The organism is Micromonospora sp. CNZ280 (assembly GCF_011759515.1).
The window spans coordinates 1,125,689-1,142,266 of the sequence record NZ_JAAOYP010000001.1 but is presented as its reverse complement, the minus strand read 5'-3'; the positions used below and the strand labels follow the sequence as shown (position 1 = coordinate 1,142,266).

16 protein-coding genes are annotated in these 16,578 nt (G+C 72.0%); 10 read left to right on the top strand and 6 right to left on the bottom strand.

All coding sequences use genetic code 11. From position 1 onward, the window contains the following. The first annotated feature begins 24 nt into the window (after positions 1-24). Genes FHX32_RS05390 through FHX32_RS05375 form a run of 4 tightly spaced genes read left to right on the top strand, consistent with a single transcriptional unit; the run spans position 25 to position 3,976 of the window. On the top strand, positions 25-951 hold the full coding sequence (locus tag FHX32_RS05390) for an ABC transporter permease (protein ID WP_167179733.1): 927 nt from the start codon (positions 25-27) through the stop codon (positions 949-951). Next, positions 944-1,921 (top strand): ABC transporter permease, encoded by a 978-nt coding sequence (locus FHX32_RS05385; protein WP_167179732.1) that lies wholly within the window; start codon positions 944-946, stop codon positions 1,919-1,921. Before FHX32_RS05390 ends, FHX32_RS05385 begins: the two co-directional genes overlap by 8 nt. Before the next feature lie 26 nt (positions 1,922-1,947). Next, positions 1,948-2,970, top strand: coding sequence for an ABC transporter ATP-binding protein (locus FHX32_RS05380; protein ID WP_167182267.1), 1,023 nt, complete (start codon positions 1,948-1,950; stop codon positions 2,968-2,970). After that, entirely contained in the window at positions 2,963-3,976 is a 1,014-nt protein-coding gene (locus FHX32_RS05375) for an ABC transporter ATP-binding protein (protein WP_109899659.1), read from the top strand. Before FHX32_RS05380 ends, FHX32_RS05375 begins: the two co-directional genes overlap by 8 nt. A gap of 78 nt (positions 3,977-4,054) precedes the next feature. Here the strand turns inward: FHX32_RS05375 and FHX32_RS05370 are convergent, their stop codons facing one another. Further along, entirely contained in the window at positions 4,055-4,453 is a 399-nt protein-coding gene (locus FHX32_RS05370; protein ID WP_167179731.1) for a chorismate mutase, read from the bottom strand. Between the two features lie 286 nt (positions 4,454-4,739). Between FHX32_RS05370 and pcrA the strand changes: the two genes are divergently transcribed. Both pcrA and FHX32_RS05360 read left to right on the top strand, forming a co-directional pair. Next, entirely contained in the window at positions 4,740-7,145 is a 2,406-nt protein-coding gene (pcrA, locus tag FHX32_RS05365; RefSeq protein WP_167179730.1) for a DNA helicase PcrA, read from the top strand. A gap of 96 nt (positions 7,146-7,241) precedes the next feature. Further along, complete coding sequence (locus FHX32_RS05360; protein ID WP_167179729.1) at positions 7,242-8,336, top strand: winged helix DNA-binding domain-containing protein; 1,095 nt, start codon at positions 7,242-7,244, stop codon at positions 8,334-8,336. Positions 8,337-8,502: 166 nt separating this feature from the next. Here the strand turns inward: FHX32_RS05360 and FHX32_RS05355 are convergent, their stop codons facing one another. Then, positions 8,503-9,270: a M23 family metallopeptidase gene (locus FHX32_RS05355; RefSeq protein ID WP_486480918.1), complete on the bottom strand. Its 768-nt coding sequence runs from the start codon at positions 9,268-9,270 to the stop codon at positions 8,503-8,505. A 273-nt stretch (positions 9,271-9,543) separates the two neighbouring features. After that, on the bottom strand, positions 9,544-10,254 hold the full coding sequence (locus FHX32_RS05350; protein ID WP_167179728.1) for a M23 family metallopeptidase: 711 nt from the start codon (positions 10,252-10,254) through the stop codon (positions 9,544-9,546). Positions 10,255-10,709: 455 nt separating this feature from the next. Here FHX32_RS05350 and icmB point away from each other — a divergent pair, with 455 nt between their 5' ends. The 3 genes from icmB to sucD all read left to right on the top strand — a co-directional run bounded on the left by icmB (position 10,710) and on the right by sucD (position 13,696). Continuing rightward, on the top strand, positions 10,710-11,114 hold the full coding sequence (icmB, locus tag FHX32_RS05345) for a coenzyme B12-dependent isobutyryl CoA mutase small subunit (protein WP_088991984.1): 405 nt from the start codon (positions 10,710-10,712) through the stop codon (positions 11,112-11,114). Positions 11,115-11,627: 513 nt separating this feature from the next. Then, positions 11,628-12,806: an ADP-forming succinate--CoA ligase subunit beta gene (gene sucC / locus FHX32_RS05340; RefSeq protein ID WP_167179727.1), complete on the top strand. Its 1,179-nt coding sequence runs from the start codon at positions 11,628-11,630 to the stop codon at positions 12,804-12,806. Between the two features lie 2 nt (positions 12,807-12,808). Further along, positions 12,809-13,696: a succinate--CoA ligase subunit alpha gene (gene sucD, locus FHX32_RS05335; RefSeq protein ID WP_167179726.1), complete on the top strand. Its 888-nt coding sequence runs from the start codon at positions 12,809-12,811 to the stop codon at positions 13,694-13,696. Positions 13,697-13,744: 48 nt separating this feature from the next. On the opposite strand, the gene FHX32_RS05330 is transcribed toward sucD, so the two are convergent. Further along, a complete protein-coding gene (locus FHX32_RS05330) occupies positions 13,745-14,002 on the bottom strand; it encodes a hypothetical protein (RefSeq protein ID WP_088991987.1) in 258 nt (85 codons plus the stop codon). A gap of 156 nt (positions 14,003-14,158) precedes the next feature. Between FHX32_RS05330 and FHX32_RS05325 the strand changes: the two genes are divergently transcribed. Next, on the top strand, positions 14,159-15,448 hold the full coding sequence (locus FHX32_RS05325) for a cell division protein PerM (RefSeq protein ID WP_167179725.1): 1,290 nt from the start codon (positions 14,159-14,161) through the stop codon (positions 15,446-15,448). A 109-nt stretch (positions 15,449-15,557) separates the two neighbouring features. Here FHX32_RS05325 and FHX32_RS05320 read toward each other — a convergent pair whose 3' ends face one another. Continuing rightward, positions 15,558-16,127 carry a DUF4190 domain-containing protein gene (locus FHX32_RS05320; RefSeq protein WP_167179724.1) on the bottom strand — a complete coding sequence of 190 codons (570 nt, stop codon included), beginning with the start codon at positions 16,125-16,127 and terminating at the stop codon, positions 15,558-15,560. 28 nt (positions 16,128-16,155) lie between these two features. Continuing rightward, positions 16,156-16,455: a CD225/dispanin family protein gene (locus FHX32_RS05315; protein ID WP_167179723.1), complete on the bottom strand. Its 300-nt coding sequence runs from the start codon at positions 16,453-16,455 to the stop codon at positions 16,156-16,158. Positions 16,456-16,578 lie beyond the last annotated feature (123 nt).

The following is a 16,578-nucleotide window of genomic DNA, read 5'->3' as shown; positions in this document are numbered from 1 at the left end:
GCCCCCTGTCTGGAGGACCACCCCATGGGCCGTTATCTGTTGAGACGGCTGCTCCAACTCATTCCGGTCTTCATCGGCACCACGTTCCTCATCTACTGGCTCGTGTGGTCGGTGCCGGGCGACCCGTTCGCCGGCAAGTGCGGTGAGCGCGCTTGCCCGGACGCGTACGTCAACATGATGACCGAGAAGTTCAAGCTGAACGAGAACATTTTCGTCCAGTACGGCAACTACATGCAGAACCTGTTCCAGGGCGACTTCGGCTCCACCTTCGGTGGCCGGCCGATCGGCGATATCATCGCCACGTCGTACCCGAACACGCTGAAGCTGGCCGTGGTGGCCCTCGCCATCGAGGCCCTCATCGGTCTCACCGCGGGCGTGCTGACCGGTCTGCGCCGCAACGGCTTCCTGGACAACCTGGTTCTCGTCTCCACCCTGTTCCTGATCGCGCTGCCGGTCTTCGTCATCGGCTTCGTGCTGCAGTGGGTGCTGGGTGTGCAGTGGGGCATCGTCAAGCCGACCGTCTCGAGCGAGATGCGGATCTCCGAACTCATCGTGCCCGGCTTCGTGCTGGGCAGCGCCTCCATGGCGTACATCGCCCGGGTGTCGCGGACGAGCATCGCCGAGAACCGGCGGGCCGACTACGTGCGCACGGCGATCGCCAAGGGCCTGCCCATGCGCCGGGTGGTCGGAGTGCACCTGCTGCGCAACTCCCTCATCCCGGTCGTCACGCTGCTCGGCACCGACCTCGGCGCCCTGATGGGCGGCGCCATCGTCACCGAGGGCATCTTCGGCATCAACGGGATCGGTCGCCAGGTCTTCCGAGCGATCGTCACCAAGGAGAGCGCTACCGTTGTCTCCATCGTGGTGGTCCTGGTGCTGGTCTACCTGCTGATGAACCTGCTGGTCGACCTGCTCTACGCCGCCCTGGACCCGAGGATCCGCTATGAGTGACCCGAGCACCGCATCGATCGTCAGCACCCCCCGTCCCGAGCAGCCGAGCCAGCTCGGCGCGCCGGCCGACGCGGGGCTGCCGGAGAAGGCCCGCAAGGAGAAGCCGCGGGGTCTGCTCGGCGACGCCTGGCAGGATCTGCGCCGTAAGCCGCTGTTCTGGATCTCGGCCATGTTCATCGTGCTGTTCCTGGTGATGGCGGCGTTCCCGTCGCTGTTCACCAATGGCGACCCGGTCAACGGCTCGCTGTCGAACAGCCGGGTGGAGCCGGGGGCCAACGGCTGGTTCGGCTACGACGTGCAGGGCCGTGACGTGTTCGCCCGGGTGATCTACGGCGCCCGCGCCTCGATCGTGGTGGCGGTGCTCTCGGTGGCCGGCACGCTGCTGATCGGCGGCACGATGGGCATCATCGCCGGCTACCGCGGTGGCTGGGTGGACGGCCTGCTGTCCCGGATCGCCGACGTCTTCTTCGGCCTGCCGTTCGTGCTCGGCGCGATCGTCATCCTGACCACGTTCAACGGCTCGGGCACCGACAACAGCACCCCGGAGATCATGGGTCTGGTGATCCTCTCCCTGACGGTGCTGAGCTGGCCGGTGGTGATGCGGCTGATGCGCTCCTCGGTGCTGGCCACCAAGGAGGCGGACTACATCGTGGCCGCGCGGGCGCTGGGTGCCGGCACCGGCCGGATCATCCTGAAGCACCTGCTGCCGAACTGCCTGGCGCCGCTGCTGGTGTACGGCACGATCATGGTGGGTTCGTTCATCGGCGCCGAGGCGACGCTGTCGTTCCTGGGCGTCGGCCTGAAGACTCCGGTGGTGTCCTGGGGCATCATGATCAGTGAGGCGCAGAACTACATCCGTGTCTCGCCGTTCCTGCTGTTCTTCCCCGCCGCGTTCCTCGTCACCGCCGTGCTGAGCTTCGTGATGCTCGGCGAGGCGGTCCGCGAGGCCCTCGATCCGAAACTCCGCTAGGGGCGATTCAGTTGTCCGACATTCTCGTGTCCGAGCAGTCCGCGGCAGGCGCCTCCGGGCGCCCCGCCGGCCGGCTGCTGGAGGTCGACGACCTGCGCGTGGAGTTCCGCACCCGGGACGGCGTCGCCAAGGTCATCAACGGAGTCACGTACCACGTCGACGCGGGGGAGACCCTCGCCGTGCTCGGCGAGTCCGGCTCCGGCAAGAGCGTCACCGCCCAGACGATCATGGGCATCCTGGACACGCCCCCCGGCTTCGTCACCGGTGGTCAGGTCCGCTTCCACGGCAAGGACATGCTGAAGATGTCCGCCGAGGAGCGTCGCCGCATCCGCGGCGAGGGGATCGCCATGATCTTCCAGGACGCGCTCTCCGCGCTCAACCCGGTTTTCACCGTCGGGTTCCAGATCGCCGAGCAGTTCCGGGTCCGGCGTGGCCTGGGTCGCGCCGAGGCCAAGAAGCGCGCGATCGAGATGCTCGACCAGGTGAAGATCCCGAACGCCAAGGGCCGGTTCAACAACTACCCGCACCAGTTCTCCGGCGGTATGCGGCAGCGCGCCATGATCGCGATGTCGCTGGCGCTCGACCCGGAGGTGCTGATCGCGGACGAGCCGACCACGGCGCTGGACGTGACGGTGCAGGCCCAGATCATGGACCTGCTGGCCGAGCTCCAGCGGGAGCGGCAGATGGGCATGATCCTGATCACCCACGACCTCGGCGTGGTCGCCGACGTCGCGGACCGGATCGCGGTCATGTACGCCGGCCGGATCGTCGAGGAAGCCAACGTGTACGACCTGTACGCCAAGCCGGCGCACCCGTACACGCTCGGCCTGCTCAACTCGATCCCCCGGCTCGACGAGAAGGGGCAGCAGCTCCGGACGATCAAGGGCCTCCCGCCGAACCTGATGAACATCCCGCCGGGCTGCCCGTTCAACCCGCGCTGCCCCATGGCGCAGCCGGTCTGCCGGGAGCAGGTCCCGCCGCTGCTGCAGGTGGGTGCCGGCCGGGCCAGCGCCTGCCACTTCGCCGAGGAGCTGGTGAACCGTGACTGAGAACATCCTCGAGGTCCGTGACCTGGTCAAGCACTACCCCGTCACCCGCGGCGTGGTGTTCAAGAAGACCATCGGTCACGTCAAGGCCGTCGACGGGGTCTCCTTCGACCTGCGGGCCGGCGAGACCCTCGGCGTGGTGGGCGAGTCCGGTTGCGGCAAGTCGACGCTGGCCCGGGTGCTGATGAACCTGGAGAAGCCGACCGCCGGCAGCGTGCACTACAAGGGGCAGGACATCTCCAAGCTCTCCGGCGGTGCGCTGCGGCGGCTGCGCCGGCAGATCCAGCTGGTGATGCAGGACCCGTACACCTCGCTGAACCCGCGGATGACGGTCGGTGACCTGATCGGCGAGCCGTTCGAGATCCACCCGGAGGTGGCCCCGAAGGGCAGCCGCCGGAACAAGGTCAAGGAACTGCTCGACCTGGTGGGCCTCAACCCGGAGCACATCAACCGGTACCCGCACCAGTTCTCCGGCGGGCAGCGGCAGCGCATCGGCATCGCCCGGGCGCTGGCCCTGCGGCCCGAGATCATCGTCTGCGACGAGCCGGTGTCGGCGCTGGACGTGTCGATCCAGGCCCAGGTGATGAACCTGCTGGAGCAGCTGCAGAGTGAGTTCGGCCTGTCGTACGTGTTCATCGCGCACGACCTGTCCGTGGTGCGGCACCTCTCCGACCGGGTCGCGGTGATGTACCTCGGCAAGATCGTCGAAGTCGGCACCGAGGACGAGATCTACGAGCGGCCGACGCACCCGTACACCCAGGCGCTGCTGTCGGCGGTGCCGGTGCCGGACCCGACCGTGCGGGACAACAAGGCGATCATCCGCCTGACCGGTGACGTGCCGTCGCCGGTCAGCCCGCCCTCGGGCTGCCGGTTCCGCACCCGGTGCTGGAAGGCGCAGGACGTCTGCGCCGAGCAGGTGCCGCTGCTGGAGATCCGGCGGGGCTCGGACCACCCGAGCGCCTGCCACTTCGCCGAGAAGCGGGAGATCGTCGCCACCCACGAGGCGTGACCCCACCGGAACCGCCTGCCCGCGTCGCCACGACGCCGGCAGGCGGTTCCGCGTCTGCGGGCCCGGCCGGCGTACGGCTCAGAGCGGCCCGCGCCCGGCGCGGAGCAGCAGCAGCGCCAGCTGGGTGCCGTCGGCGCCGAGGGCGACCCGGAAGCGCTCCAGGATCTCCCGCTCGCGGGCGAGCACCAGGCGGGTGCCGCCGGAGGCCATCCGGGTCGCGCCGACCTCCTGGGAGAGCCGGGCCCGCTCCTGCCACAGCTCGATGAGGGCCCGGTCGATCTCGTCGATCCGCTCGCGGATCTCCACGATCCGGGCGGCGGCGGACGGTTCCAGGGCGCCGGTGCCCGGGACCGGCGCACCGGGCGAGCCGGGCCGGGCAGCCGTGCCGTCGGCCGCCGCGGCCGGGGTGTCGGCGTCCGAGCCGCCCCCGCCGGGCCGGGCCGGTCCGCCGCTCTGCTCCACCACGTCTGTCATCATCGGGTACCCCTCGCGCTGTGGTGCCCGGTGCCGGGATCCCGGGACGAAAAAGCCCCGGGCTCCAGGAGCCCGGGGCTTTTTCGTAGGTCTGGTTGATCAGGCGCGACCCACGGCTGCCGGACTCCCGGAGCCGTAGTAAAAGTAGAAGCGCTGACCGAACACGCCGTCGAGTATGCCGCCCGGCCCGCGTCCGGCGCAAGGAAACCGGCAACCCGGCTGCCGGCGGCGGCCCGCCGGGCGTCCACGGCGGGGAAGTGTCCGGCCGGCGGCATAGACTCGCCGTGCGATGCATCCTCTCTTCGACATCCCCGCGTCCCCGCCCGCGCCGACCAGCACGCCGACGCCTGCGCGGCGGCCCGGGTCGGCCGCTGCCCGCCTGGATCCGCAGGCCCTGCTCACCGGCCTGAACGGGCCGCAGCGCGACGCGGTCACCCACGCCGGCTCGCCGCTGCTGATCGTGGCCGGCGCCGGCTCGGGCAAGACCCGGGTGCTCACCCACCGGATCGCCTACCTGCTCGCCGCGCGCGACGTGCATCCGGGCGAGATCATCGCGATCACCTTCACCAACAAGGCCGCCGGCGAGATGAAGGAGCGGGTGGCCGCCCTGGTCGGGCCGCGCGCCCGGCTGATGTGGGTGTCGACCTTTCACTCCGCGTGCGTCCGCATCCTGCGCGCCGAGCACGAGCACGCCGGGCTGAAGTCGACCTTCTCCATCTACGACGCGGACGACTCCCGCCGGCTGATGCAGCTCGTCGCCCGGGAGCTGGATCTCGATCCGAAGCGCTACCCGGCGCGCGGGCTGGCAGCCCAGGTCTCCAACCTGAAGAACGAGCTGGTCGACCCGGAGGAGTTCGCCGGCCGCGCCAAGGGCCCGAACGAGCGGGCGCTGGCCGAGGCCTACACGCTCTACCAGCGGCGGCTGCGCGAGGCGCACGCGCTGGACTTCGACGACCTGATCATGACCACGGTGCACCTGCTCCAGTCGCACCCGCACGTGGCGGAGAGCTACCGCCGGCGGTTCCGGCACGTGCTGGTCGACGAGTACCAGGACACCAACCACGCCCAGTACGTGCTGATCAAGGAGCTGGTCTCCGGCACCGAGGGGGTGGAGCCGGCCGAACTCTGCGTGGTCGGCGACGCCGACCAGTCGATCTACGCGTTCCGCGGCGCGACGATCCGCAACATCCTGGAGTTCGAGCGGGACTTCACCGACGCCCGGACGATCCTGCTGGAGCAGAACTACCGCTCGACGCAGACCATCCTGAACGCGGCCAACGCGGTGATCGACCGGAACACCTCGCGCAAGCCGAAGCGGCTGTGGAGCGAGGCGGGGGCCGGCGAGCAGATCGTCGGCTACGTCGCCGACACCGAGCACGCCGAGGCGGACTGGGTGGCCCGGGAGATCGACCGGCTGGTAGACGCGGGCGAGACCCGCCCCGGCGACGTGGCCGTCTTCTACCGCACCAACGCCCAGTCCCGGGTGTTCGAGGAGGTGTTCATCCGGGTCGGCCTCCCCTACAAGGTGGTCGGCGGGGTGCGCTTCTACGAACGCAAGGAGGTCCGCGACGCGCTGGCCTATCTGCGGGCCGTGGTCAACGACGACGACACGGTCAGCCTGCGCCGGGTCCTGAACACCCCGCGCCGGGGCATCGGCGACCGCGCCGAGGCGTGCGTGGAGGCGCTCTCCAGCCGCGACCGGATCTCCTTCGGCGCCGCGCTGCGCCGGGCAAAGGACGCGCCGGGCATCTCCACCCGGGCGGCCAACGGCATCGCCGAGTTCGTCGCCCTGCTCGACGGCGCGCGTGAGCTGGCCGAGACCGGCACCCCGGAGGAGGTGCTGGAGGCGTTGCTGACCCGCTCGGGCTACCTCACCGAGCTGGAGGAGAGCCTGGATCCGCAGGACGCCGGCCGGGTCGACAACCTCCAGGAACTGGTCAGCGTCGCCCGGGAGTACACCGAGCGGGTCGAGGCGCTCGGCGCCGAGGGGGAACGGGCCACCGTGGCCGGGTTCCTGGAGCAGGTCGCGCTGGTCGCCGACGCCGACCAGGTGCCCACCGACGACCCCGACCACCAGGGCGTGGTCACCCTGATGACGCTGCACACCGCCAAGGGGCTGGAGTTCCCGGTGGTGTTCCTGACCGGGCTGGAGGACGGCGTCTTCCCGCACCTGCGATCCCTGGGCGACACCCGTGAGCTGGAGGAGGAGCGCCGGCTGGCGTACGTGGGCATCACCCGGGCCCGGCAGCGCCTCTACCTCTCCCGGGCGGTGACCCGCTCGGCGTGGGGCGCGCCGGCCTACAACCCGCCCTCCCGGTTCGTCGAGGAGCTGCCACCGGAGCTGGTGCGCTGGGAGCGCACCGAGGGGTCGTACACCTCGTGGGGTGGCGGAGGCGGCGGCGTCGGCGGCCGCGCGGACCGCACGCCCGGCGGGCGTGGCGGCTTCACCGGCGGTACGCCAAAGGCGGCGCAGCTGGCCAAGCGGCTCGGGGTCGACGGCAGCCGGCTCGCCACGGCGAGCGAACTGCCGCAGGGGCCGAAGGTGGCCGCCGGCGACCGGGTCAACCACCAGCGCTACGGGCTGGGCCGGGTGCTCGCCGTGGAGGGGCACGGCCCGAGCGCCCGGGCCCAGATCGACTTCGGCGACCAGACGATGTGGCTGGTGCTGCGGCACGCGCCGCTGGACAAACTCTGAGCACGCGTCGCCCGGTCCGGCGGTGGTGGAGGTCCTGACGCGGATGGGCCGGTACGAGTGGGCGGAGTGTCTGGGGTGGGCGATAGCGTCACCGCCATGACCGTGCTCGATCGCCGCGCCCTCAACCGGTCGCTTCTGGCCCGCCAGCTTCTGCTGCGGCGGCACGACATGCCGGTCGTCGACGCGCTTGAACACCTGGTGGGGTTGCAGGCGCAGGAGCCTCTGGAGCCGTACGTCGGGTTGTGGAGCCGGCTGGCCGGCTTCCAGCCGCCGGCGCTGGCCGAGCTTCTGCTGAGCCGCGGGGCGGTCCGCACTCTGCTGATGCGCCGCACCCTGCACCTGGTGACGGCGCGCGACTGCCTCGCGTTGCGGCCCGCGCACCAGGCAATGCTGGTCTCACGCATGTGGTCGACGTTGCGCCGGATGCTGCCCGGGGTTGACCTCGACGAGCTGACGAGACTGGGCCGGCCGCTGTTCGAGGAGCGGCCGCGCATGCTGACCGAGGCGGCCCGCGCCATCGCCGACCGCTGGCCAGGGGTGGAGCCGCGCTGGCTGGGTGACGCGCTCAGCACGCTCGTGCCGCTCGTGCAGGTGCCGCCCCGCGGCGTCTGGGGCGAGCGCGGCGCCGCGTACAACACCACGATCGAGGCGTGGTTGGGCCGTCCGCTGGAGCCGGAGTCGCCGGCCACCGTCGACGCGCTGGTCCTGCGCTACTTCGCCGCCTACGGCCCGGCGGCCAGCGCTGACATCCGCGCCTGGTCGGGGCTGAGCGGGCTGCGGGAGTCCATCCAGCGGTTGCGACCGTCGTTGCGGACGTTCCGCGACGAGCGCGGCCGCGAGCTGCTCGACGTGCCCGACGGCGCGCTGCCCGACCCGGAGACCCCGGCGCCGCCGCGCTTCCTGCCGGCGTTCGACAACGCGGTGCTCGGCTACGACGACCGCAGCCGCGTCATCGACACCGAGCATCGCGGGCTGAGCGTCACGGGTGCCCGGTTCCTGCTGGTCGACGGCCGGGTCGCTGGCACCTGGGCGGTCACCGTCGACGACGGCGCGGCGACGTTGCGGATCACGCTGCTGCGTACCCTCACGACGGGTGAGCGGGACGCCGTCGTCGCCGAGGGCGAGAGCCTGCTGACCATGTTCCAGAGCGGGCCACGGCAGGCCAACCAGGTCCTGATCACGGACGTTTGACGCAGGTGTGGGCGCCGTAGCAGGGCGCGTGAAACCGACGCCCACGTCCAGCATCGGCTTCAGTAACCAGAGGGGCCGTACTCGGCGCACCGGCCTCGGCGCACCGGCCTCGGCGCACCGGCCTCGGCCGGCCGGCCGAGGCCGCCGGCCGGAGAACCTACAGAGGTCAGCAGGCCACGTCGATGCCCCGGGCGCGCAGGAACGGCGCGGGGTCGATCTGGTTCCACATCTGCCCCTTGTGCACCTCGAAGTGCAGGTGCGGGCCGGTGGAGTCGCCGGTGGAGCCCTCGTAGCCGATGACCTCGCCGGCGCTGACCTTGTCACCCACGCCGACGGCGGTGCGGCTCTGGTGCGCGTAGTGGGTCAGGTAGCCGTTGCCGTGGTCGATGAAGACCGAGATGCCGTACCCGTCGCCGACGTCGCCGGCCTTGACGACGGTGCCGCCGAAGGCGGCGCGGATCGGGGTGCCGGCGGGCATGGCGAAGTCGATGCCGGCGTGCAGGGTGCCCCACCGCTGGCCGTAGCAGGAGGTGATCTGGGCGCCCTTCATCGGGATGACCCAGGTCGGCTTGGGCTTGGCCTTCGGCTTCGGCTTGCTGGTGGTCGCCGCCGGGCTGGGCTTGGCGGAGGGGCTGGCCGTCGACGGGCTGGGCGTGGGGCTGGCGGGGGTGGCGCTCGGGGTGACCGGCGCCGTCGACTCCCGGTCGGACCGGTCGGCGCGTGCGGCGGCCTCGGCCCGGGCCTGCGCGTCCAGGGAAACGGCGGCCGGGTCGTCGCCGGCGCCGGTGGTCGCCACGGCGACACCGCCGAGGCCGAGGGCGACCAGGACCGCCGCCGCGAGGACCATCTGCCGGGTGCGCCCGCCCATCCGCCGCCGGTGCCGGGCTGGGGCGTTCGGGGTCTTCTCGTTCTGGATGGAGCTGTCTTCCTGCACGGTTGACCTTCACAGTCGAGGGGCACTTGACCTCGAAATACTGGTGTCGGCCCGATCCGTGCCGGGTACCGGGAGGATGGTGGCGGCGTCGACCACGGGTGCCGGGAGGAACGGTTGTCCCGGTCTGGGGCCCATACGTCCAGATAAGTGATCATGCGGGTAGGTGCTCTGCGTCACACCGCCGACTGTGACCCGGGAGACTTTGCCGGCCGGTGGGCAACGAAAAACCGCCCGGATCGGCAGATCCGGGCGGTCATCGGTCAATACGCAGCGTCAGGAAGCGGCTACCTCGTTGTAGATTGCCTCGACCTGTAGCTGGATGTCCACTCCGCGCTCCTGGAGGTAGGGCACCGGGTCGCGCGGCTCGCCCTTGACATGGATCTCCAGGTGCAGGTGGGAGCCGTAGGAGTGGCCGGTGTTGCCGACCAGGCCGAGCTGGTCGCCCGCCTTGACCTGCTGCCCCACCTGGACGCTCAGCGCCTGCGAGTGGCCGTAGATGGCCTCGCTGCCGTCGGCGTGCTGGACGATCACGGTGTAGCCGTAGCCGCCGAACCAGCCGGCCGTGGTGACGGTGCCGTCGTGGATGGCGACGTACGGGGTGCCCTCGGGGGCGACCAGGTCGACGCCGGTGTGCATCTTGCCCCACCGCACGCCGTAGGGGGACTTGAAGTCGTAGCCCTGCAGCGGCAGCAGCCAGACCTCGGGTTCCGCGGCCTCGTCGGCGCGCCCGCTGTCGCGGGAGGCGCGGTCGGCGGAGTCGGCGCGGGCGGCCGCGTCCTGGCTCAGGGTGGAGGCCGCCTTGAGTTCGTCGAGAACCGACGGGTCGACGCTCTTCGCGTCCGGCATGGCTCCTGCGCCGAGGGCCACCACACCGGCTCCGACGAACGCGGTGGTGATGACGGCGGCGTAGCGGCTCCGCGGGGGGGTGGGTACGCGGCGGCGGCCGCGATATCGATCGGGCTCAGACGACAGGCGCTGGCGCACGCACACCCTCCGTTGTCGGGGTCTCGAAGCGGCCGGGCCGACGTTCGTGAAGCCGTGGTGAACGTCTGCTGACCGCGTCGCCACCCGTCCGTGGACCTGATGACAACCGTGGACACGGTAGCCAACCACCAGACGAGTCACAAGCCGGAGCGCCGAATTGGTGCTGCGTTCTGTCCAAATGCGTCCGCGATTGTCATGCCTCGTGCCCGTCGATCGGCACCCTCGTTACTGCCCGTTCGTCGCGGAGCGTGACCGAACGGCGGAGTCGTCCGGCTTGACGGGAGCGTGTCACCGGCCTGCGGCGGGGATTCCCGCGACCGCGACCGGCACGGCGGCGGACCCCGCCCGCCACCCGCGGCACGGCACCGACTGCGCGGCCCGGATTTCCCGGCGCCGGGCCGGCGGGTTACCGTTCGTTCAGGTGAAGCCGCGGAGCCGGTGAAAGGGATGCGCAGATGAGCTCTCGTGTTCGGGTCGTCGTCGCCAAGCCGGGCCTGGACGGCCACGACCGCGGCGCCAAGGTCGTCGCGCGTGCCCTCCGGGACGCCGGCATGGAGGTCGTCTACACCGGTCTGCACCAGACCCCGGAGCAGATCGTGGAGGCCGCGATCCAGGAGGACGCCGACGGCATCGGGCTCTCCGTGCTCTCCGGGGCGCACATGACGCTCTTCCGCCGGGTGCTGGAGCTGCTGGCCGAGCGGGACGCCCGGGACATCGTCGTGTTCGGCGGCGGCATCATCCCGGACGCCGACATCCCCGAGCTGGAGCAGCTCGGCGTCGCCAAGATCTTCACGCCGGGCGCCACCACGCAGTCCATCGTCGACTGGGTGCGGGCGAACGTGGCGCAGCCGGTCGGCTGACCTGGCCGGGGCCCGCCCAGCCGCGACGGCGGACGGCGGCCCGGCGGGATGCCGGAGACGCGCGCCGGGCGGAAGCCCGTCGGGGCGCCCGAGACGCCCGCGGGCGGCGGGCCGGCGGGACGCGGACACGGGGGAGGGGCCGGACGCACCCCTCACACGTCCGGCCCCTCTATGCACGATGCCCCGCCGCCACCCCTCGACCGACAGGGCATCGGCCGTCTCCCGTCTTCGCGCTGAGCAGCGCTCCGACACCTGACTCAACGACGCCCCCGGCAGGGGGTTACGCACCCGCCTGAACATCCCCCGGACGGTTGACGGCGGGGCGAACGGAGGCCCGGCCGGCGGCGGCTGTGCATTACCGCACACCGCGCACCCGCTCGGTTGCCGGCGGTGCCCACCTCGCTAGGCTGCGCCCAATGGCCTGTTTCAACTGATGACAGGCGTCAAACTGTTTTCCATAACGCTGGTGGCGGCGCGACGGCGCGCCGCGGAGACGGGACGGGACGCGCAAACGTGGACCTGTACGAGTACCAGGGGCGGGACCTGTTCGAGCGGCACGGCTTGCCCGTGCTCGCCGGCGGCGTCGCCACGACCCCGGAGGAGGCCCGCGCGATCGCCGAACGCCTCGGCGGTCGGGTGGTCGTCAAGGCGCAGGTGAAGGTCGGCGGCCGGGGCAAGGCCGGCGGCGTCAAGCTGGCCGAGGGCGCGGAGGAGACGGTGGCCCGGGCCACCGACATCCTCGGCATGGACATCAAGGGCCACACCGTCCACAAGGTCATGATCACCGTGACCGCGGACGTGGCCGAGGAGTACTACTTCTCCTACCTGCTGGACCGGGCGAACCGCACCTTCCTCTGCATCGCCAGCGTCGCCGGCGGCATGGACATCGAGCAGGTCGCGGCGGAGACCCCGGACAAGGTCGTCAAGGCGCCGATCGACGCGGTCGAGGGCGTGGACGAGGCCAAGGCGCGCGAGATCGTCACCGCGGCCGGCTTCCCGGCCGAGGTCGCCGACCAGGTCGTCGAGGTCGCCGTGGGGCTGTGGAAGGCCTTCGTCGCCGAGGACGCCACCCTGGTCGAGGTGAACCCGCTGGCCAAGACCGGCGACGGCAAGCTGCTGCTGCTCGACGCCAAGATCAGCCTGGACGAGAACGCCGCCTTCCGGCACCCGGACCACGAGGCGCTGGTCGACCAGGCCGCGGTGGACCCGCTGGAGCAGGCCGCCAAGGAGAAGGACCTCAACTACGTCAAGCTCGACGGCGAGGTCGGCATCATCGGCAACGGCGCGGGTCTGGTCATGTCGACCCTCGACGTGGTCGCGTACGCCGGTGAGCGGCACGGCGGCGTCAAGCCGGCCAACTTCCTCGACATCGGCGGCGGCGCGAGCGCCGCGGTGATGGCGAACGGGCTGGAGATCGTCCTCTCCGACCCGTCGGTCAAGAGCGTCTTCGTCAACGTCTTCGGCGGCATCACCGCCTGCGACGCGGTCGCCAACGGCATCGTGCAGGCGCTGGAGCTGCTGAAGCAGCGCGGCGAGCAGGTCACCAAGCCGCTCGTCGTCCGGCTCGACGGCAACAACGCCGAGGCCGGCCGGGCGATCCTCGACGGCGCGAACAACCCGCTGATCGAGCGGGTCGACACCATGGATGGCGCGGCCGAGCGGGCCGCCGAGCTGGCCGCTGCGGGGGTCTGACAATGGCTATCTGGCTGACCAAGGACTCGAAGGTCATCGTGCAGGGGATGACCGGCTCCGAGGGTTCCAAGCACACCCGGCGGATGCTCGCCGCGGGCACCACCATCGTCGGCGGCGTCAACCCACGCAAGGCGGGCCAGACGGTCGACTTCGACGGCACCGAGCTGCCGGTCTTCGCAGGCGTCGCGGACGCGATGAAGGAGACCGGGGCGGACGTCACGGTCATCTTCGTGCCGCCGCAGTTCACCAAGGCCGCGGTGATCGAGGCGATCGACGCCGGCATCGAGCTGGCCGTGGTGATCACCGAGGGCGTGCCGGTGCACGACACCGCCGCGTTCTGGGCGTACAACCTGGCCAAGGGCGGCAAGACCCGGATCATCGGCCCGAACTGCCCCGGCATCGCCTCGCCGGGCGCCTCCAACGCGGGCATCATCCCGGCCGACATCACCGGCTCCGGCCGGATCGGCCTGGTCAGCAAGAGCGGCACGCTGACCTACCAGATGATGTACGAGCTGCGCGACATCGGCTTCTCCACCTGCGTCGGCATCGGCGGTGACCCGATCATCGGCACCACTCACATCGACGCCCTGGCCGCATTCGAGGCCGACCCGGACACCGACGCGATCGTCATGATCGGTGAGATCGGCGGCGACGCCGAGGAGCGGGCCGCCGAGTTCATCAAGGCGAACGTGACCAAGCCGGTGGTCGGCTACATCGCCGGCTTCACCGCCCCGCCCGGCAAGACCATGGGGCACGCGGGCGCCATCATCTCCGGCTCGGCGGGCACCGCCGAGGCGAAGAAGGAGGCCCTGGAGGCGGTCGGGGTCAAGGTCGGCAAGACGCCGACCGAGACCGCGCGCCTGATGCGGGAGATCATGTCCGCCGGCTGACCGGACGGCTGACGTAGTGAAGGGGTCGACCGGGTCCGGTCGGCCCCCTCAGTCGTTCCAGCCCGGGTAGTTCCCGGTGGCCCGCAGGATCGCGCTGCCGATGATGTTGATCACGCCGAAGGTGATGGCCAGGTAACCCAGCACCGGCGACTGGCCGGACCGCTTCGCGTCGCGGATGGACAGCCAGCCGAAGATGATGCCCAGGATGCCGCAGCAGAGCAGGCCGGTGATGATGCCCAGGATGCCCCAGAGGGTGGTCCGGTCCCGGCCGCGGGCGGGCGGCGGCGGTGGATACGGAGCGTTCACGGCTTGCCTCCGGGCGGTCGGTGCCGCGACTGCCGTCGCGTCCTGGGCCGAGGCTAAACCGGATCCGGAGCCGACGGCGGTGGATCACGGAACTCGCCGCCGGCACGCGGCGGTATCGGACTGCCGTCGCCCGCGCGGCATGCCAGAGTAGACGTGATGTCCTCCGTCACCCCTGACCAGCCCAGCCGTCCCGTCGACGTCGGTCCCGACGCCCGGCCGTCCGGCCGGGCCGGTGCGGGTCGGCGGGTGCCCGCCCCCCGGGCCGGGGAGCCGCCCCGCCGCCGGGCACCGCTCGCCGTCGCCGCCGGGGTGGCCGCCGGGTGGGCGGCGATCACCTCGTGCCTGCCGGTCCTCGTCGTGCTCTGGCTGTTCCAGCTCAGCGAGGACGCCGCGTCGCTGCTCGGCGCCCTGCGCGCCGGGCTGGCCGGTTGGCTGCTCGGGCACGGCGTCCCGCTGGACACCGGCGCCGGCCCGGTCGGGCTGGCCCCGCTGGCGCTCACCGTGCTGGCGCTCTGGCGACTGACCCGGGCGGGCGTGCACACCAGCCGCGCGATCGGTGCCCGCGGCAGCCGGTCGGTACCCCGGGCGGTCACCGCCGCCGTTGCGGTGGGCGTCGCGTACGCCGTGCTGGGCGCGCTCGCCGCGCTCGCGGTCAGCACCGGCGGACCCGGCGTGTCGCCGGTGCGGGCGGGGGCGACGCTCGGTGTGTTCGGCGGGCTCGCCGCCCTGGTCGGCGCCGCCCGCACCACCGGGGTGGCCGGCCTGCTCGCCGCGCGCGCCCCGGCTCCGCTGCGGGACGCGCTCCGCACCGGCCTGGTCGCCGGGCTGCTGCTGCTCGCGGCGGGCGGCGGAGCGGCCGGGCTCGCCGTGGCGACCGGGGGCGGGGACGCCGCCGACATGATCGGCGCATACCGCACCGGGGTGGCCGGGCAGGCCGGGATCACCCTGGTCAGCCTCGCCTACGCGCCGAACGCGACGGTCTGGTCGGCCAGCTACCTGCTCGGCCCGGGCTTCGCGGTGGGCACCGACACGGCGGTCCGCACCAGCGAGGTCTCGGTCGCCGCGCTGCCGGCCGTACCACTGCTGGCCGGCCTGCCGCGCGGGCCGGTGGACGGGCTCGGCGCCGGGCTGCTCGCGGTGCCGGTCCTCGCCGGGATGGCGGCGGGCTGCCTGCTGGCCCGCCGGCTGGTCCGGCTGGCCGCCGAGGAGCGGGCGACGCTGGGCTGGGCCGGGCTGCTCGGGCCGGCGGCGCTCGCCGGGCCGGTGGCCGGCCTGCTGCTCGGCGCGGCGGCCGCCGCCTCCGCCGGTCCGCTCGGCGGTGGCCGGCTGGCCGAGATCGGCCCGGTCGGCTGGCAGGTGGCCGCCGTGGCGACTGCCGTGATCGGGGTCGGCGCGCTGCTCGGCGCCGCCACCACCAAGGTGCTCGCCCGCCCCGCCGCGCGCTGAGGGCCAGGCCGGCGGCGTCGCCGGGTGCCGCTCGTCGGGCTGCGGGCGACCCGGCAGACGGCAAGGGGCGCCCCGGACGGATCCGGGACGCCCCTGTCTCGCGTGGTGCTCAGGACTGGGTCGGCAGGGCCACGTTGGCCACGACACCCAGGATGATGAGCAGGATGCCGAGTCCGGCGCCGACGGCGCCACAGATCAGGCCCGCCTTGGCCTGGCCGGCGTTGGACGCCAGCCCCTGGTCCGCCTTCTGCTTGCCCAGGTAACCGGTCACCACGGCGGCGATGCCGACCGGGATGCCCAGGTAGAAGCAGCAGACCAGCGGGATCGACGCGATGCCGAGGATCAACGACACCAGGCCGAGGGTGTTCTGCTGGCCCTGCCCCTGCGGGTAGCCCGCGTTCGGGTAGGACGGCGCGGCGCCGTACGGCTGCTGCTGGGCGTACGGGTCCTGGTACGGCTGCTGCCCGTAGGGCTGGCCGGAGGTGGGCTGCTGGCCGTAGGGCGCGGCCGGGGGCTGCGCGTACGGGTCGTTGGGCTGGCCGTAGGGCTGGCCGGAGGTGGGCTGCTGGCCGTACGGCGCGGCCGGGGGCTGCGCGTACGGGTCGTTGGGCTGGCCGTAGGGCTGGCCCGAGGTGGGCTGCTGGCCGTACGGGTCCTGACCGGGCTGTCCGGGCTGCATGTCGTGGAGGCTCCTCGCTTGGGATCGGTCAGTTGGTGCTGCTGGTCTCGGCGCCCATCAGCCCGGCGAGGCCGCCGAGCAGGCAGCACACCAGGACGATCACGTACCAGCCGATGCCGACGATCAGGGCCCACTTGGACCACTTCTTCGACTCTGCGGCGGCGGCCTGCGCGCCGGCGTAGTCACCCTGCTGGAGCAGCGGGTTGACCTTGGAGGCGTTGATGATGGCCGGGATGGCCAGCGGCCAGAACAGGAAGATCGCGACGATCGACATCGCCATGTTGTTGTTGATCGGCGGCGGCTGCTGGGGCTGGTATCCGGGCTGCATCGTGGGGGACTCCTCATTCCATCGACACGGCGCGCGTGCCGGTTCACTGACGGGGTGCGGGCCGGACGTGCGCCCAGCCCGAGCGACGGGCAGCGTACCTGGTTCCCGCCAGCTTGGCTGTCA